The organism is Nonomuraea sp. NPDC000554 (genome assembly GCF_040300065.1).
Lineage (GTDB): Bacteria > Actinomycetota > Actinomycetes > Streptosporangiales > Streptosporangiaceae > Nonomuraea.
Window position 1 is genome coordinate 1 of sequence record NZ_JBEPDC010000042.1, and the last position, 17063, is coordinate 17063.

Here is a 17063-nt window from a genome sequence, read left to right on the forward strand (position 1 = left end):
CAGTGGGCCAAGGCTCACGGCCTGCCCCTGAGCGACCGGGGCCAAATCGCCTCCACCGTCGTAGAGAAGGCCGAAGATCCACGGGACAAGCCCTAACAGGGGACCTGGCCACGATGGCCGTCAGAGCTGGGTGATCCGGACCGCGTCGGCGATGACGTAGCCGGTCGTGGAGGTCCAGCGGCTCACCCCGACGACGTTGTAGGTGCCGGCGGCGAGGGTGAACGTGCCGAGGGAGCGCCACTGGCCGCCGCCGGTGCGCTGGTCGACGGTGACCGTCCGGTTGCCGCCACTGGCCACCACGATGTACGGCGTGGCGCTGTTGTAACCGGGGTCGGCCGGGTACCAGACCTCCACCTGGTAGCTGCCCGAGGTGGGGATCGACGCCCGGAACCAGGCCGGGTCGCTGGCGGAGACCGGGGAGGCGAAGCGGTAGTCGGCTCCGTGGCGCTGCGCCGAGTAGGCCGAGGTGCCCCAGGACGAGCCGGCCGTGAAGGCGGGATCGGCGTTGTCGACGACGACGCTGAAGGTTCCGGTGCCCGCGACGGTCGTGCCGGAGCTCGGCGCGCCCTCCTGATGGGTGCGGGTGAGCGCGGTCACGTAGTAGGTGTAAGCGCCGCCGCCCGCCGTGCTGTCAGTGAAGGTCGCCTTCCTGGTCGTCCCGACCAGGTTGCGGGCGTCGGCGAAGAAGCAGGGGTCGGCGGACGGCGGGGAGCCGTCGACCCGGTAGACCGCGTACGACGTCGCGCCGGTGCCCTGCCAGGCCAGCGCCACGCCGCCGGAGCCCCTGGTGGCCGAGGTGATCGAGGGCACGGCCGGCGCGCTGGCCGTGCCACGGGCGGGCAGCAGGGCGGGCTTCGTGTAGTGGGCGGCGGCGAGGGCGGAGAAGCTGCCGATTCGGTCGGCCTTGACGTCCTTGGCGCTGAAGAAGATGTCCCCGACCACTTCCGGGTACTTCCTGTTGGCCATGAGGTGGTCGCTCAGCTCGGCGGGGTCCTGCCAGGCCGCGTCCTGACCTGACGCGCCCGCCCGGTAGGCGGCCTGGCCGACGGCGAGCTGCACGTCCGTGCCGCGCGCGACCTCCGCCCACCAGGCGGTGAGCACGTCGTAGTCGGCGGCGCTGTAGCCGATGTGCCAGTAGATCTGCGGGGCCAGGTAGTCCACCCAGCCCTGCTTCACCCAGAGCCTGCTGTCGGCGTAGATGGCGTCGTAGGACTGCAGGCCGGAGGTGCGCGAGCCGAGCGGGTCGGTGGCGGCGTTGCGCCAGATGCCGAACGGGCTGATGCCGAACGCGACCCACGGCTTGGCGGCGTGGATGCGCTGGTCCATCTCGCGGACGAGCTGGTTGACGTTGTCGCGCCGCCAGTCGCCCACGGTGGCGAACCCGCCGCCGTAGCGGGAGTAGGCGGCCGAGTCGGGGATGCTCTCGCCGCTCACCGGATACGGGTAGAAGTAGTCGTCGAGGTGCACGCCGTCGAGGTCGTAGCGGGTGACGGCGTCCATGATCGCGTCCTCGATGAAGGCGCGGACCTCGGGGATGCCCGGGTTGTAGTAGAGCTTGCCGCCGTAGGCGAAGCGCCAGTCCGGGTGCTGGCGCGCCGGGTGGCTCGCCACCAGCTTGGTGGGGTCGTCGTGGTTGGCGATCCGGTACGGGTTGAACCACGCGTGCAGTTCGAGGTTGCGGGCGTGCGCCTCGGCGACCATGAAGGCGAGCGGGTCGTAGCCGGGATCGGCGCCCTGCGTCCCGGTCAGCCACTGCGACCACGGCTCGTACGGCGACGGCCAGAACGCGTCGGCCGTGGGCCTGACCTGGACGACGACGGCGTTCATCCGCCTCTGCACGGCCAGGTCCAGCCAGGAGCGGAACTCCGCCTGCTGGGCGGCGACGCTCAGCCCGGTCCTGCTCGGCCAGTCGATGTTGGCGACGCTGGAGATCCACATGGCGCGGAGCTGACGCTTGGGCGTCGCGGGCTCGGTCGCGCAGGCTGCTGACACGGCGGACACGGGGGCTGAGGCTGACACGTCGGCTGTGGCGGCGGCGGGGGCCACGGCACCCGGGAGCGCGAGGGTGAGCGCCACCAGGATGATCCGCAGGAGCGTGGTCACGAAAGGAAGTTTCAGCGCGGATCGATCACAGCGCAATAGTTTTCAGAGCATCCGGGGGCCCAAATCTGGGCAGGCTTCGCGCCCGATCGCGCGGGCGAAAAGTTTCCTTTAAGGCCGAAGTAATGTCAATTATCGACATCTGTCATGGACTCTTTTACTGTGCAGCCGATGCCCCCCACTGAGGAGCTCCCATGACGCACGCCCGCTCCCGATTAATCGCCCTCGCCGCCTCCGCCGTCACCGCCCTCGTGGTCCTCGCCGGTCAGCCCGCCCTGGCCGCCGAGCCCGCGCTGCCTTCGGCGTTCGCCCACGCCGCGTCCGCCCAGGACGTCCCCCGCGACCTGCTCGTCGCGCTCGCCTACGCCGAGACCCACCTCGACGGGCACGCCGGCAAGCCGAGCGCCAGCGGCGGGTACGGCGTGATGCACCTGGTCGGCAACCCTGCCAACCACACCCTGGAGAAGGCCGCCGAGCTGACGAAGCTGCCGGTCGAGAAGCTGCGCGCCGACGACGAGGCCAACATCCTGGGCGGCGCGGCCGTCCTGCGCGCCTACGCCGACGAGCTCGGGCTCGACGAGAGCGCCAGGAAGGACGAGGGCCGCTGGTACGAGGCCGTGGCCAAGTACGGCAACGCCGCCTCCCCCGAGCTGGCCCGCCTGTACGCGGACTCCGTCTTCGAACTGCTCGGGCTCGGCGTCCAGGCCAGGGGCGTGCGCGTGGCGCCGCACGAGGTCAAGGCCGAGCGCGGCCAGTACGAGACCAAGGCCGACATCCGGACGCTGGCCGCCAGCGCCGACTACCCGGACGCCACCTGGGTGGCCGCCAGTTCCAGCAACTACACCGCCTCCAGCCGGCCGTCGAGCTACGCGATCGACCGTGTGGTCATCCACGTGACGCAGGGCTCGTACGCGGGCACCATCTCGTGGTTCCAGAACCCCAGCGCGCAGGTGTCCGCGCACTACGTGGTGAAGTCGTCCAACGGGGCCATCACCCAGATGGTCCGTGACAAGGACATCGCCTGGCACGCCGGGAACTGGACCTACAACACCAGGTCGATCGGGATCGAGCACGAGGGCTACATCAGCGACGCCTCGTGGTTCACCGACGCGATGTACCGCTCGTCGGCGGCGCTGACCCGCTACATCTGCGACAAGTACGGCATCCCGAAGGACCGCGCGCACATCATCGGCCACGTCGAGGTCCCCGGAGCCGACCACACCGACCCGGGCCAGTACTGGAACTGGACCACGTACATGAACTACGTGACCGGCGGCGGCAACCCGTCGTGGTCGACCACGGTCGACAACGCCACGTCCGGGCAGTTCACGGCCAGTGCGAACTGGGGCACCTCCGCCTACTCCGGCCAGCGTTACGGCGCGGACTACCGCTTCGCCGACCCCGTCGCCGCCAGCGACCCCGCCTGGTACCAGGCGACCATCCCCAGCGCCGGGACGTACCGGGTCGAGGTGTGGTATCCGGCCGATCCCGGGTACAACAGCTCGGCGCCGTACATCGTGGCGACGTCCAGCGGTAACCAGACCGTCTACGTCGACCAGCGGTCGGGCGGCGGCTCCTGGCGCAGCCTTGGGACGTTCTCCCTCAACGCCGGCGCCTACAACGCCGTCGGCGTCAGCCGGTGGACCTCCGGCACGGGCTACGTCATCGCCGACGCGGTCCGCATCAGCAAGGTCTGACCCTTCCGCAGCCAGGTCCGGCCTTCCGCGCTCGCGCCCGCCCAGGGCGCGAGCGTGCGGCTGTCCGGCCGGCGCGGTGACCCGCACCACTCCTGGCACGCCCGCACCCCACCCGCGAGACGTGCCGGAGGATCACCGCGCCGTCCGGTCGGCCTTCAGCGGGGAAGGGCGAACCATGTCGCCTTGCCCGTCAGGTCGGGCCGGGTGACGTAACGCTGCGGGTGACAGCCGTGGAAGCCGTCCGACAGGGCGGCGACGATGCGCAGGCCGCGCCCGCGTTCCGCGTCGTCGTCGGCCGTCCTGGGGACGGGCAGCAGGGCGCCGCTGTCGACGACGACGCACAGGATCTCGTCGTCGTCGGACTGGAGCAGCAGTTCGTAGGGCGCCTCCCCGTACAGGAAGGCGTTGGTCACCAGTTCGCTGACCATGAGCACGGCGTCGTCGACGAGGTCGGGACGTAACCCCAGCCCGTTCAGAGCCGCACGGATGATCTTCCTGGCGTGGCCGATGGCCTGCGGGTCGCCGTCCAGCGCCCACGCCTGCTGCCTGCGGCTTCGTGGTACCGATCGGAGCACGGTCATGGCTTCTCCTTCCCCGGGCGAAAGGGGGTTGGTGGAAGAAGAGGAAGCGGTGCGTCCAAACATGTACGGAGAGAAGGGCCCGCGCGGTTGAACGTCGCGCCCGATTGGTCAGGGGATCATTCCCGTCGCGACAGGGCGACGGCGCGCCGTCAGCCGGCCACGCCGGGCACGCCGCCCTTCCTGGGCAGCAGGACGAGGGCGCCCAGGTAGAGGACGGCCGCGACGATGAGCAGGCCCTTGTAGCCGATCACCAGCGCGAGGTACTCGAGGCAGCCGCCCACCATCGCGCCCAGGAGGTTGGCCCCGAAGGAGGTGGTCGCGTCGGCCGTGTCGGAGAAGCGCTTGGCGAACACCACGTTGGCCGCGAAGATCGGCAGGAAGGCGACCGTGACCGCCGCCACGGCGCGCAGCGGCAGCGGCAGCGACAGCAGCCACGCGTTGGGGACCAGCCACGCCAGGAGCAGGCCGGCCAGCAGGACGCCGTACATGACCGGCAGCGGCGGGGTGCGGAAGCGGCGGGTCACCTCGACGGCGGCGAGCACGGCCACCAGGACCCCGGCGAAGACGATCGCGTTGACCACCCAGGTGGTGCCGAACAGCAGCGCGAAGCCCGTCACGCTCTTCGTCTCCAGCAGCATGAACGCCACGCCGAGCAGGAACAGGTCGGCGTAGGGGCGCATGCGGCGGTACGGGCCCGCCACGGCGCGGACGGCGATCAGGCTGACCGCGAGGATCAGGCCGAGGGTGATGAGGTAGATCGGCGGGATCGCCCCGTCCTTGAGGTAGAGGAAGGGACGGTCGTCGCCGGTGGGAGGCGGGGTGGAGGCCGCGGCGCCCGGCCACTCCGCGGCGCAGCGCTGCGCCGCCGGGGTCGCGCCCGCGGTGATCACGGCCTGCTGGCCGGCGGTGCTGACCACGTCCACGCACGGCTTGTGGCCGAAGGCGCTCTGCATGGTGGAGGCGAGCCGGTCCACCAGCCAGCTCTCGCGGTAGTAGTTGTACATCGAGAACGTGCCGGCGGGTTTGAGGTGGGCGCGGGCCGCCCGCATGGCCTCCTCGGTGAACAGGTAGCTCTCCAGGCGCAGCGAGCTGGCCCCCGACACGAGCGTGAGCGAGTCGGGCAGGGCGAACAGGATCAGGTCGTACCTGTGGTCGCTGCGTTCCAGGAAGGCGCGGCCGTCGGTGACGTGGGTGGTCACGCGCGGGTCGGCGTAGGGCTTGTCGGGGTGCAGCGAACCGCCGAGTTCGCGCAGTTTGGGGTCGATCTCGACGGCGTCGACGTGCTCGGCGCCCTTGGACAGGGCGATCGCCACGTCAGTGCCGCTGCCCGCGCCCACGATCAGCACGTCCTTGGGCGGCGTGGTGGCCCGCTCGTAGGGCAGGCCGTACTGGCGCTCCCACTGCAGCCGGGCGGCGGCCGGGACGGCCTGCTGGTGCGGGATGCCGTTCACCGAGATGTCGGTCACCGGCACCCCGAGCTGCTGGAACTGCTTGTACGTCACCTTGTAGTACGGCGACCAGAGCGCTCCTGCGGTCAGCGACTCGGCCAGCAGCAGCGCGACGACCGCCACGGAGGGGACGGTCACCAGCCCCAGGTAGACGACCTTCGGCCGGGGCACGAGCAGGACGCCGTAGGCGACGGCCGCGATGATCCCCCAGAAGACGGGCGGCGCGCTCAGGAAGGACAGCGCGGTGAAGGCGGCGATGCCGGTGAGGCTGCCGATCAGGTCGTACCGGTACGCCTCCAGCCGCGGCAGCTCGGGAAAGCACCGGCCGACGAGCTCGGCGGGGCCCATGAGCACCAGCGCCGCCGCGCAGAAGATCACCGGCAGGATCAGCCAGGCGGGCGGCCCGGTGGTCGTGAGGCTGGTCCAGTACAGGACGCCCTCGGTGTTCCTGTCGACGGTCACCGGAAACGTGAGAACGACGATCACCAGCATGAACAGGACGATGGGCGAGTAATAGGGCTGCCGCCGGGCGCGGCCCACCCGGAGGAATCCCAGCCCGATTCCCAGAAAGGAGCCCAGGAGCACGAAATTGGTGAAATAGCTGAGATGCACGATGTTCGACCCGGTCCACCGGATCAGCGCCAGCTCGAGGAAGAGCATGAAAGCGCTGGCGAGGACGAGCCTCGGCCGCACCGCCAGCCAGTGGCCGTCGGTGCCGCCGTCAACGGGCTTTCGCGCCTGGAGCGTCATGACGCCTCACCGTAGTGAACGGACCGAAGACAAGGAAGCCTGACAGCCGAGAAGAATTGTCACCCGCTTCGCGCTTTTTACGGCATTACAGCAGGTCAAAACCCTAGAGATACGCTGGACGCGCCGCATCGGATGGAGCAATGTTTGGGACGTTCGTTTCCTCTCCGTCATTCGGTGGTGCCTCATGCGGGTCCTGATCCAGCTCCGCCCCTCTCCCGATCTGGTCGCGGCCGTGGCCGACCCCGGCCGCACCGCCACCGTGGCGGACGTCGCCGACGGTCTGCCCGGAGTCGAGCTCGACTCCGCCTTCGTCCCGGTCGCCGTCCCGCGGCCTGTGCCGGCGGCCGGCGGCGACCCGCTCTCGCTCAACCAGGCGCTCGACTTCTCGCTGGCCGCCGAGGACGCCTCGGTGCTGGTGCGCGGCACGATCTCCGACGACGAGCTGTCCACCAGGGTGGCGCTGCTGCCCTCGCTCCGTCCCGACGTCGTGGGCGTGTTCGCCGACCCGGTGGTGCGCCCGTCGCTCACCTGCGGCGGCGATTCCCCGGTCGGCGACTGGCACGACGTGGAGCGGCTGCTCGACGTGGCGGCGCTGCACGCGGACGGGCTCGACGGCGCCGGCGTGGCGCTGGCCGTGCTCGACACCGGGATCAACGCCGCGCACGTCGCCAGGCAGTTCGGCAGGGGCGTCACGCTCGACGCCGAGCGGAGCTGGAACCCGCCGGGCGTCGTGGGGCGGCCGGGCGAGTTCGACGTGGACCACGGCACGATGTGCGCGTTCGACACGCTGATCGCCGCGCCGCAGGCGTCGCTCATCGACATCCCGGTGCTGCGCTCCAACCGTCCCGGCGGGTCGGTGCTCGACGGGCTGCTGTCGGACGCGGTCGCCGCGTTCGCGCGCCTGCGCACGGTGCTGGAGGCGCAACCCGCCGAGTCGAGGGCGCTCGTCGTGAGCAACTCGTGGGGCTCGTTCTCCCCCGAGTGGGACTTTCCCCCCGGGCATCCGGGCAACTACTCCGACAACGCGGCGCACCCGTTCAACCTGATCGTCGCCGGCCTCGAGAAGGCGGGCGCCGACGTGCTGTTCGCGGCGGGCAACTGCGGGCGCGACTGCCCTGACGGCCGGTGCGCCTACCCCGACCGGCCCATCGTGGGCGCCAACTCCCACCCCCGTGTGCTGTCGATCGGCGGCGTGGACGTCAACGGCGAGCGCGTGGGCTACTCCTCCCAGGGCCCGGGACGGCTGACCGCCCGCAAGCCGGACATCTGCGCCTACACGCACTTCTCGGGTTCGAAGGCGTTCGGCGACACGGCGCCCGACTCCGGGACGTCGGCGGCGACGCCGGTGGCGGCCGGGTTCGTCGCCGCGCTGCGCACCCGGTGGCCGTCCTCGCGGCTGTCGCCCGCCCAGCTCAGGGCGCTGCTGCGGCGCACCGCGCAGGACCGCAGCGACGTGGGCTTCGACTACGACTACGGCTACGGCGTCCTCGATCCGGCCGGGATCCTCGCCGCGCTCCAGCGCAGGGTGAGCGCCCCGGTGAGCGCCACTGTGACCGCCACTGTGGGCGCCCCGGTGACCGCCACGGTCTGATGCGGACCGGGGGCGTACGGTGGGAGCATGGCGCTCATCACCGTACGCCTGCCGCGCGGCGCGACGCTCGCCGACGCCGTCGAGCGGCTCGGCCTGGAGGAGCAGGACGTCGACACCGCCTACGGGCTGGTGGCGATCGACCCCGACGAGGGCCTGTACGCGCTGCGCGTCACCGGCGAGACGGCCGGGCGCGCCGGTCAGCCGTACGCCGACCCGAAGATCGAGCCGTTCGGCCCGCCTAGGCGTTCTCCCGGCTGAACACCCGCGTCCCGATCGTCAGGCTGACCGCGGCGAAGACCACGGTCACCGCCGCTCCGAGCACGACCGTGCCGGTGAGGTAGCGCCCGGCGAACAGCTCGCGCAGCGCCTCCAGGACGTACCTGAACGGGCTGATGTGGGAGAGGGCGTCCAGCCAGGGCGGGGCCATCGACATCGGCAGGAACGAGCCCGACAGCAGCACCAGCGGGATCACCACGGTGGACATCACGGGCGCGAACAGGTTCTCGTTCAGCGTGAGCGCGACGGCGTACGACAGCGCCGCCAGGCTCGCCCCGAGCACGATCACCAGCACGAACCCCGCCAGCACGCCCGCGAGCGGCGCCCGCAGCCCGAACGCGTAGCCGACGGCCAGGAGCAGCACGGTCTGGATGACCAGCGTGACCACGTTGTTCAGCACCCGTCCGAGCAGCAGCGCCAGGCGGCTGGCCGGGGTGACCCGCAGCCGTTCCAGGACGCCGAAGCGCCGCTCCATGACGATGCCGAACCCGGCCAGGCCGGCGCTCATCAGCCCGAGCTGGATGATCAGGCCGGGCACCAGCGTCTCCCAGGTGCCGATCGTGGCGAAGATCGGCCCGAACAGCACGAGGAAGAGCAGCGGCTGGACGGCGCCGAAGATGATGCCGACCTTCTGTCGCAGCGTGATGTCCAGGTTGTGGCGGAACAGCAGCCAGGTGTCGCGGGTCACGCCGCCGCCTCCTCGCGCAGGGATCGGCCGGTGATGTCCAGGAAGACGTCGTCGAGCGTGCGCCCGCCGGACTTGAGCTCGGCGGGGGCGCCCTCGGCGACGATGCGGCCGTGGTCGATGATCAGGAGGCGGTCGCACAGGGCGTCGGCCTCGTCGAGATAGTGGGTGGTCAGGAAGACCGTCACGCCGTGGACGGAGCGCAGGGCACGGATGTGCTCCCACAGGTTCGCGCGGCTCTGGGGGTCGAGGCCGGTGGTGGGCTCGTCCAGGAAGAGCAGCGCGGGGCGGTGCACCATGCCGAAGGCGACGTCGAAGCGCCGGCGCTGCCCGCCTGACAGCGCGCCTCCCGGGCGCTCCTCCAGGCCCTCCAGTTCGAGCTGGGCGAGGACCTCGCGGACGCGGGTCCGCGCGTCCGCGCGGCGCATGCCGTACAGCATGGCGTGCAGTTCCAGCTCGGCCGCGAGCGGGTTCATCAGGTTGACGCCGCCGCCCTGCGACACGTAGCCGATGCGCCTGCGCACGCCGCGCGGGTCGGCGAGCAGGTCGTGGCCGGCCACGGTGGCGGTGCCCGAGGTGGGGCTGAGCAGCGTGGTCAGCATCCGCATCGTGGTGGTCTTGCCCGCGCCGTTCGGGCCGAGGAATCCGACGATCTCGCCGGGTTCCACCGAGAGGTCCACGCCTCTGACGGCCTCGACGCCGCCTTTGAAGGTCTTGCTCAGACCTGTGGTCTTGATCATTTTCATCGCCTCCAAATTTAGAGTAGATGAAAGTTTGGGGTCACTGCAATATTGGTACCATGAGGACGTGGCAGAGGGACTGCGAGAGCGGAAGAAGCGCGAGACCCGGCAGCGCATCGCCGACATCGCGATGGGGCTGTTCATGACGCGCGGGTTCGACAACGTCACGGTGGCCGAGGTGGCGCGGGCCGCCGACGTGTCCGTGAACACCGTCTTCAACTACTTCGGCACGAAGGAGGACCTGTTCGCCGACCGACAGCATCTGGCGGTCGACCTGCCGAAACAGGTGGTGCAGGGGCGCGAGCCCGGCGAGAGCGCGGTGCGGGCGTTCCGGCGCGACTTCCTCGACGCCCTCGACACCCGCGACTGGCGCTACGGCTTCAACGAGGGCAGCGACCTGTTCGCGAAGATGGTGGGCGAGAGCCCCTCGTTGGTCGCGCGGATGCGCGAGATGCACGGCGAACGCGAGCAGGCGCTGGCCGAGGCGCTGGCCGAGGAGGTCGACTCCGACCCCGACGATCTCGCCCCGCACGTGGTGGCCGCGCTCATCCTGAACACGACCCGGGTGATGACCGCCTACGCGGTGCGCAGGAAGCTGGCCGGAGAGTCGTGGGACGAGATCGCCCCCGACATCAGGGCCCAGGCCGAACGGGCCTTCGACCTGCTGGAATCGGGCATCGGCGGCTACTGCGCACGGCCGCTAGCTGTTGACGATGGCGCTCAGGATGCTCGCCCCTCCGGCGAAGAGGAAGAACAGCGCGTAGATGCCGCACCCGAAGATCATTAGGCAGGTGCTGACGATGCCGCAGATCCGTCCGGCCTGGATCATGCCGCGGTTCTCGTAGACGTACCCGCTGCCGTCGATCTCGCGCAGCGCCTTGTTGCCCATGGACCACGCGAAAGGCCCGAGGATCGCGCAGACGACCAGGCTCAGGATGCCGAGCACCAGGATCGTGGTGCCGTTGGGGTGGGTCTGGGGCGGCGGGCCGTAGTAAGACGGGCCGTAGTTCGGATACGACATGGCTTGCGCTGACCCCCGTCATCGATATTTAGGCAGGTTTTATACCACAGGCTCCACAAAGATCACAGGTGACCTTACAATCCGGGCATGCTGAAGGGCTTCTTCCAGTGGCTGGCGGCGACCGACTGGTTCATGCGCGCCGGGCCCAGGATCGTGCCCAAGCTGGACCGCGCCCTGCACCGGCTGACCCGGGGAAAGCTGATCGGCGCCAGCGGGCTCGTCCCCGCGCTCGTCCTCACCACCACGGGCGCGCGCTCGGGCCTGCCGCGCACCACCCCGCTCGCCTGCCTGCCGGAGCCCGGCGGCAGCCTGCTGGTCGTCGGCAGCAACTTCGGCCTGCCCGGCCACCCCGCCTGGACCGGCAACCTCCTCAAGACCCCGGCCGCGACGGTCAGCTTCCGGGGCCGCGAGTTCCCCGTCGTCGCCACCCTCCTGACGGGCGAGCGGCGCGCGGCGGCCTGGCCCGGCCTGATCGAGCTGTGGCCGGTCTACGACCGCTACACCGAGAAGTCCGGACGGGAGCTGCGGGTCTTCCGCCTCACCCCGACCACCTGATCGTTTACGCCAAAATGACAGGGCAGACCATCCGTCCCCAAGGAGCCCACCCCCGTGCGTGAACGCACCCGCGCCTTCATCGGTCACCGGCGTTTCCAGCAGTTCATCATCGCCCTCATCCTGGTCAACGCGGCCACCCTCGGCCTGGAGACCATCCCGGCCGTCGTCCGGCCCTTCGGCCACCTGCTCACCCTGGTCGACCACACGGCGCTCTACGTCTTCGTGGCCGAGCTGCTGGCGAAGATCTACGTCGAGCGCACCCGGTTCGTCCGCGACCCCTGGAACATCTTCGACGCCGCGATCGTCGCGATCGCGCTGGCCCCGATGGCGGGCGGCCTGTCCGTGCTGCGCTCGCTGCGGATCCTGCGCGCGCTGCGCCTGCTGTCGGTCGTGCCCAGCCTGCGCCGGGTCGTGTCGGCCCTGCTGCGCGCCATGCCCGGGATGAGCTCGATCGTCCTGCTGCTCTCCCTGGTGCTGTACGTGGCCGCCGTGATGGCCACCAAGATGTACGGCGAAGCCACACCTGACCGGTTCGGCAGCCTGCCGACCTCGCTGTTCACGCTCTACCAGACGATGACGGGCGACGACTGGGGCAACATCGCCAGGGAGGTGATGACCCAGCACCCGTCGGCCTGGATCTTCTTCACCATCTTCATCCTGGTGTGCACGTTCGTCGTGCTGAACCTGTTCATGGCGGTCGTGGTGAGCGCGATGGACGAGGAGTCGGCCGAGGAGCGGGCCGCGATGGAGGGCACGTCCGCGCACTCCACGCAGCTCATCCTGAAGGAGCTGGCCGAGCTCCGCCGCGAGGTGGCCGAGCTCCGCAAGCAGGAGGTCATGGACTAGCGGGCCCGTCTCCCGGATCAGGCCGTGGCGGGCTCCAGGCTGGACTCGGGCGTGCGCGCCCGGTAGCGGACCCGCCAGAGCGCCACGCCCAGCAGCAACGCCACCACGAGCCAGGCGGGCACCAGCCCCGCCACGGCGGCGATCGCCGGCGGCACGACCACCGACGGCAGCGCCCAGCCCCAGATCCACCGCCGCTCGGCCCCGCTGGCGATGCCGAGCACGGCCGAGGCGGCGAAGTAGACCGCCAGCCCGCCGCAGAGCACCCAGGGCACCCCGCCGTGCAGGTGCCCGGCGGGCTCCTCGGCTACCACGCCGAGCCCGGCGGCCGTCGCCGTGATGCCCGCCGTCATCGCGAAGTGCGCCGGAAGGGCGACGCGCGGCCTGAGCCCCCGCTCGTGGATCTCGGGGACGGCGCTCAGCCCGTACCGCAGGGTGAGCCACCACAGCGAGACGATCAGCCCGAACCCGGCGACGGCCGCCAGCCCGAGCGGCCAGTCCCAGTTACGTCCCGAGGACGCCAGCACGACCTGCATGACCGCCTCACCGAGCACGATGATGACGAACAGCCCCAGCCGCTCGCCCAGGTGGGCCGGGTCGAGCACGGCGGCCTTGGGAGTGCCGATCTCCTGCGCCGGCCGGCCCAGCAGGCCCCTGCGCAGCTCGCGGGCGCGCAGCCGGTCGGCCTGCGCCTGCAACTGGGCGACCAGTTGTTCGGGGCGGCGGCTCTGGATGACGGAGAAGACGATGTCGAACAGGACGCCGAGGCCCCACAGCACGTAGCGGCCCGTGCCTTCCAGGAAGAAGCCGATGCTCCACGGCGCGAGGCCCGCGCCGAGCTGGGCGGCGGGCCAGGCCGTCATGACGGCGCCCGAGGCGGATAACGTCCGGGAGGCGCTGATCCGGCAGAAGACGTAGGCGGCGGCGAACCACGAGTCGTGCGTGTCGTGCAGTTCGGGGATCACGTGCGCGACGTCGGGCGCGGCGGCGGCCATGACGGCGATGCCGAACATGCCGAACAGCATGCTGCGCAGGCGCGTCTGGTCGGCACGGACGTTGCTGTAGAGCGTCAGGGACGTCCAGATGCTCCACACCGCGTAGTACAACAGCACGAAGAGCGCCACGTCAGCCCAGGTGGGGTGCTGCAGGCGGTGCGCGAGCTGCGCGACCGCCACCACCACGACCAGGTCGAAGAACAGCTCCAGCCAACTCGCGTGGCGCTCACCCGCTTCGGTCATGGCTAACGAGAATAGAACTCCACGACGAGCTGTTCGTCCACGGGGATGGTGATCTGGTCGCGTTCGGGCCTGTTGGTCAGGGTGAAGCGCAGGTCGGCGTGGTCGACGGCGAGATAGGGCGCGATCCGTTCGTCGGCGTGCACGCCCTCGGCGGCGGCGACGAACGGCTGCATCCGGCGCGAGCGCTCGCGCACCGAGACGACCTGGCCCGGCTTGACCAGGTAGCTGGGGATGTCCACCTTGCGGCCGTCCACGGCGATGTGGCCGTGGTTGACGTACTGCCTGGCCGCGTAGATCGACGGCGCCAGGCCGGAGCGCAGCACGAGTGAGGCCAGGCGGGTCTCCAGCAGCGTGACCAGCTCGGCGCCCGAGGCGCCCGGTTTGCGGACGGCCAGGTCCCAGTAGCGGCGCAGCTGCCGCTCCGACACGTCGTAGTACCAGCGTAGCTTCTGCTTCTCCAGCAGGCGCAGCCCGTAGTCGCCGGTGGTGCGGCGGTTGGTCTTGCGGCCGTGCTCGCCCGGCGGGTAGGGGCGCTGCTCGAAGTAGCGGACGGCTTTCCTGGTCAGCGGCACGCCCGCGCGACGCGACAGTCGCACCTTGGGACCGGTGTAGCGCACGTTCACCTCGTTGTGATTAGGTAATCCTTACTTAGGTAAGCCTAACCTATTTCTGACGGTGTTCTCAAGGAGGCCCCATGCTGCCCATCCCCGAGCGGGTGCGGACCCTCGCCGCGGTCGCGAGCGTCGCGCGGCTGTCGGTCGACGGCGCCCCCTGCCCCGCGCGCGGCGGCGTGGACGAGCGCGGCCGTCCCGTGCTGCTGGTGCGGCCCGGCGAGGCGCTGCACGGGCTGCGCGAGGACGCCGTCGTCACGGTCGACCTGACGGTCATGCGGCTGCTGGGGCAGGTGGCGCATCCGCGCGGGCTGGTCGAGGTGCAGGGCTGGGCGCAGGCCGTCCCGGCCGGGGAGGCGCGGGCGGCGGCGGTGGCGGTCGCCGCGAGCAGCGCCGACGAGGGATTGTTCGACGCGCTGGAGCGCTACGGCCGGCGGGACGCGCCCCGGCTGCTGCGGCTGGACGTCGGGCAGGTGATCTACCTGACCGGGCAGGAGTCGGGGGTGCTCGACGCCGACGACTACCTGGACGCCTCGCCCGACCCGCTGACCGAGACGGCCGAGCGGGCCCTGGCGCACGTGAACGAGGCGCACCGGACGCAGCTCGCCGCCGGGGTGGCCCGGCAGCTCGGAGAGCCGGCGGCGGAGGTGTGGCTGTGGGAGCTGGACCGCTGCGGCGCGACCGTCCGCGTGGACGGCAACCTGGTGCGCTTCCCCTGGCCGACCCCGGCCCGCTCGGCGCTCTGCCTGGAGACGGCGCTGCGCGGCCTCCTGTGCGCCTGCTGACCCCTTGAGCGCTCCTGCGCGCCCGCTGACCCCCTGAGCACTCCTCGCGGTGCGCACTCCTGCGCGCCCGCTAGCCCCTGAGCGCGCTCCTCGCGGTGCGCGTGGGGTGTTAGCGGAATGGGCGCTCTTGATCACTACTATCATCTGGCGTGTGACTGAGACGGTGCGCAGGCGCGTTCTGATGATCGCCGGTGTGCTGGCCGGCACCGTCATGCTGGCGCTGGCCGCCGCCCTGATAGGCGGCGTGTCCACCGGAAGGTCGCTGTCTCCGCTGCCGCTGCCCTCCAGCGAGACGGTCGCCGATCGTCACGCCAGGCCGGCGGCGATCACGTCCGTTCCCGCCCGCTCGCGCATCCCGGCCAGCCAGGAGGCCCACACCCAGGCCCCCTCCCCCGCCCGGCACGCCGAGCCGGTACCCGGCCGCCCGTCCCGCACCGCGTCGCCGACTCCGGCACGCACGCCCGGCCCGTCAGCCACCCCTGGCGCGACCCCGGGCACGACTCCCCGCGTGGCCCCCAGCCTGGAGCCCGGCACGCCGCCGGGTCGCGCGGCCCGGCGGCTGCGCGCCCCCGACACCCCGATCCAGGTCCTGTCCCCCACCGACCCGGCCTACCCCCGCCCCCACAAGACCAGGCACCGCGCCCGGACCTCAGCGGGGACGGCGACGATCAGATGATCGGGACCTGGAGCTGCGGGAAGTAGGTGACCTTGACCGTCAGGGCGGTGGGCGCCGCCCCTTCCTGGTCCATGCGGACGCACACGCCGCCCGCGGACCCGCTGCCGCCGTGTCGAGCACGCCGATGCCGGACGTCCGGTGTCCGCATCCCGGTCAGGCGAAATGCCAGGGATCACCGTATGGGGCGGTTGGTCATGCTCTCGTCGACAGCGTCCGGTGACAGGACGTGGTCCAGGACCATCACCGCGCAGCCGCTGATGCCCGCCCCCGCGCCCAGCCTGCTCGGCTCGATCCGGAGCCGCCTGGTGGCCAGCGCGGTGGAGCGGCGGTAGACGACCTCGCGGATGCTCGACACCAGCGGCCCGAACGCCTCCGCCACGTCGCCCCCCAGCACCACCACCGAGGGATTGAGGATGTTCACCGCCCCGGCCAGCACCTCGCCGATCCGGCGCCCGGCCTCCCGCACCGTGGCCATCGTCTGCGCGTCGCCCGCGCGCACCAGCGCGGTCACGTCCGGGATGCTCTTGACGTCCTTGCCGAGCGCGCGCAGCTCGCGCAGTAGCGCGGTGCCGCTGGCCACGGAGTCGACGCAGTCGATGTTGCCGCAGCGGCACAGGACGCCGCCTCCGTCGCGGACCGGGATGTGGCCGATCTCCCCCGCCGCGCCGAGCGCCCCGCGCAGGATCTCGCCGCCCGCGATGACGCCCGCGCCGATGCGGGTCGAGATCTTGACGAACATCAGGTCGCCCAGGTCGGGGTAGGCGCCGCGGTGCTCGCCGATGGCCAGCACGTTCACGTCGTTGTCGACGAGCACCGGGACGGGGAAGCGCTCACGGAGGATCGGCGGGATCACCACGCCGGTCCAGGAGGCCATCACCCTGGCGCTCTCGGTGCGCCCCTCGGCGAACTCCACGGTCGCGGGCATGCCCATGCCCACGCCTTTGACCTGGTCACGCGGGCGGTCGCCGAGTAGTTCGTCCCAGGTGTCCATGAGCAGCGGCAGCACCACGTCCGGGCCCTGCTCGACGTCGATGGCGAAGTCGCGCCCGTCCAGCTCGCGGCCCGCGAGGTCGCAGAGCGCCACCCTGGTGCGGCTGGCGCCGAGCGCGGCCACCAGCACGACCCCTCCGGTGGCGTTGAACTCCAGCCGTACCGGAGGCCGGCCGCCGGTGGACGGCGCGTCGGCGCGCTCCACGACCAGGCCGCGCTCCAGCAGCTCGCCGACGCGGAGTTGCACCGCGGGGCGGGACAGGCCGGTGACCCGGCCGAGGTCCGCCCGCGTCACGGCCTCACCCGTGCGGATGAGGCGGAGCACCTCGCCACTGCTGGCGAGGGTCGCGGCGGTACGTCGAGGCATCGGACAAGTGAACCACACGGGGTTAGGTAATGAAAAGTCGCGACTTTTTCATCTTAAATACCAAAACCCCGCTTGTGTGCGACCTAAACTCTGGCTAGTGTCCGTTCTG

General features: G+C 71.1%; 19 protein-coding genes. 9 read left to right on the top strand and 10 right to left on the bottom strand.

What is annotated here, in order from left to right:
- Positions 1 to 96, top strand: a 96-nt coding sequence (locus ABT294_RS50970; protein ID WP_502912224.1) for an Lsr2 family DNA-binding protein, incomplete at its 5' end; no start/stop codon positions are given.
- A 24-nt stretch (positions 97 to 120) separates the two neighbouring features.
- Here ABT294_RS50970 and ABT294_RS46465 read toward each other — a convergent pair.
- Complete coding sequence (locus tag ABT294_RS46465; RefSeq protein ID WP_350812927.1) at positions 121 to 2103, bottom strand: family 10 glycosylhydrolase; 1983 nt, start codon at positions 2101 to 2103, stop codon at positions 121 to 123.
- Positions 2104 to 2294: 191 nt separating this feature from the next.
- On the opposite strand from ABT294_RS46465, the gene ABT294_RS46470 reads away from it, so the two are divergent.
- Positions 2295 to 3797 carry a golvesin C-terminal-like domain-containing protein gene (locus ABT294_RS46470; RefSeq protein ID WP_350812928.1) on the top strand — a complete coding sequence of 501 codons (1503 nt, stop codon included), beginning with the start codon at positions 2295 to 2297 and terminating at the stop codon, positions 3795 to 3797.
- 155 nt (positions 3798 to 3952) lie between these two features.
- Here ABT294_RS46470 and ABT294_RS46475 read toward each other — a convergent pair whose 3' ends face one another.
- On the bottom strand, positions 3953 to 4378 hold the full coding sequence (locus ABT294_RS46475; protein WP_350812929.1) for an ATP-binding protein: 426 nt from the start codon (positions 4376 to 4378) through the stop codon (positions 3953 to 3955).
- A 149-nt stretch (positions 4379 to 4527) separates the two neighbouring features.
- On the bottom strand, positions 4528 to 6576 hold the full coding sequence (locus ABT294_RS46480; RefSeq protein ID WP_350812930.1) for a spermine/spermidine synthase domain-containing protein: 2049 nt from the start codon (positions 6574 to 6576) through the stop codon (positions 4528 to 4530).
- Between the two features lie 184 nt (positions 6577 to 6760).
- On the opposite strand from ABT294_RS46480, the gene ABT294_RS46485 reads away from it, so the two are divergent.
- A complete protein-coding gene (locus ABT294_RS46485) occupies positions 6761 to 8167 on the top strand; it encodes a S8 family serine peptidase (protein ID WP_350812931.1) in 1407 nt (468 codons plus the stop codon).
- Between the two features lie 27 nt (positions 8168 to 8194).
- Positions 8195 to 8425, top strand: a complete 231-nt coding sequence (locus tag ABT294_RS46490; protein ID WP_350812932.1) for a hypothetical protein — start codon at positions 8195 to 8197, stop codon at positions 8423 to 8425.
- Here ABT294_RS46490 and ABT294_RS46495 read toward each other — a convergent pair.
- Positions 8406 to 9131, bottom strand: a complete 726-nt coding sequence (locus ABT294_RS46495; protein WP_350812933.1) for an ABC transporter permease — start codon at positions 9129 to 9131, stop codon at positions 8406 to 8408. The genes ABT294_RS46490 and ABT294_RS46495 overlap by 20 nt on opposite strands.
- Positions 9128 to 9874, bottom strand: coding sequence for an ABC transporter ATP-binding protein (locus ABT294_RS46500; RefSeq protein ID WP_350812934.1), 747 nt, complete (start codon positions 9872 to 9874; stop codon positions 9128 to 9130). Before ABT294_RS46500 ends, ABT294_RS46495 begins: the two co-directional genes overlap by 4 nt.
- A gap of 61 nt (positions 9875 to 9935) precedes the next feature.
- On the opposite strand from ABT294_RS46500, the gene ABT294_RS46505 reads away from it, so the two are divergent.
- A complete protein-coding gene (locus ABT294_RS46505; protein WP_350812935.1) occupies positions 9936 to 10655 on the top strand; it encodes a TetR/AcrR family transcriptional regulator in 720 nt (239 codons plus the stop codon).
- Here ABT294_RS46505 and ABT294_RS46510 read toward each other — a convergent pair.
- Positions 10569 to 10889, bottom strand: a complete 321-nt coding sequence (locus ABT294_RS46510; protein WP_350812936.1) for a DUF4190 domain-containing protein — start codon at positions 10887 to 10889, stop codon at positions 10569 to 10571. The genes ABT294_RS46505 and ABT294_RS46510 overlap by 87 nt on opposite strands.
- An 87-nt stretch (positions 10890 to 10976) precedes the next feature.
- Here ABT294_RS46510 and ABT294_RS46515 point away from each other — a divergent pair, with 87 nt between their 5' ends.
- Positions 10977 to 11444, top strand: coding sequence for a nitroreductase family deazaflavin-dependent oxidoreductase (locus ABT294_RS46515; RefSeq protein WP_350812937.1), 468 nt, complete (start codon positions 10977 to 10979; stop codon positions 11442 to 11444).
- Positions 11445 to 11498: 54 nt separating this feature from the next.
- Positions 11499 to 12290 (top strand): ion transporter, encoded by a 792-nt coding sequence (locus ABT294_RS46520; RefSeq protein ID WP_350812938.1) that lies wholly within the window; start codon positions 11499 to 11501, stop codon positions 12288 to 12290.
- A gap of 17 nt (positions 12291 to 12307) precedes the next feature.
- Here ABT294_RS46520 and ABT294_RS46525 read toward each other — a convergent pair whose 3' ends face one another.
- Positions 12308 to 13525 (bottom strand): low temperature requirement protein A, encoded by a 1218-nt coding sequence (locus ABT294_RS46525; RefSeq protein WP_350812939.1) that lies wholly within the window; start codon positions 13523 to 13525, stop codon positions 12308 to 12310.
- A 2-nt stretch (positions 13526 to 13527) separates the two neighbouring features.
- Positions 13528 to 14142, bottom strand: coding sequence for a 30S ribosomal protein S4 (gene rpsD / locus ABT294_RS46530; RefSeq protein ID WP_350812940.1), 615 nt, complete (start codon positions 14140 to 14142; stop codon positions 13528 to 13530).
- A gap of 77 nt (positions 14143 to 14219) precedes the next feature.
- Between rpsD and ABT294_RS46535 the strand changes: the two genes are divergently transcribed.
- Together ABT294_RS46535 and ABT294_RS46540 are read left to right on the top strand one after the other, a co-directional pair.
- Complete coding sequence (locus ABT294_RS46535; RefSeq protein ID WP_350812941.1) at positions 14220 to 14921, top strand: DUF2470 domain-containing protein; 702 nt, start codon at positions 14220 to 14222, stop codon at positions 14919 to 14921.
- 151 nt (positions 14922 to 15072) lie between these two features.
- The gene (locus ABT294_RS46540; protein WP_350812942.1) at positions 15073 to 15597 is read left to right on the top strand and encodes a hypothetical protein; all 525 of its coding nucleotides are present in this window, start codon (positions 15073 to 15075) and stop codon (positions 15595 to 15597) included.
- Here the strand turns inward: ABT294_RS46540 and ABT294_RS46545 are convergent.
- Both ABT294_RS46545 and ABT294_RS46550 read right to left on the bottom strand, forming a co-directional pair.
- Entirely contained in the window at positions 15590 to 15745 is a 156-nt protein-coding gene (locus ABT294_RS46545; protein WP_350812943.1) for a hypothetical protein, read from the bottom strand. The genes ABT294_RS46540 and ABT294_RS46545 overlap by 8 nt on opposite strands.
- Before the next feature lie 24 nt (positions 15746 to 15769).
- Positions 15770 to 16954 (bottom strand): ROK family transcriptional regulator, encoded by a 1185-nt coding sequence (locus ABT294_RS46550; RefSeq protein ID WP_350812944.1) that lies wholly within the window; start codon positions 16952 to 16954, stop codon positions 15770 to 15772.
- Positions 16955 to 17063: the final 109 nt, after the last annotated feature.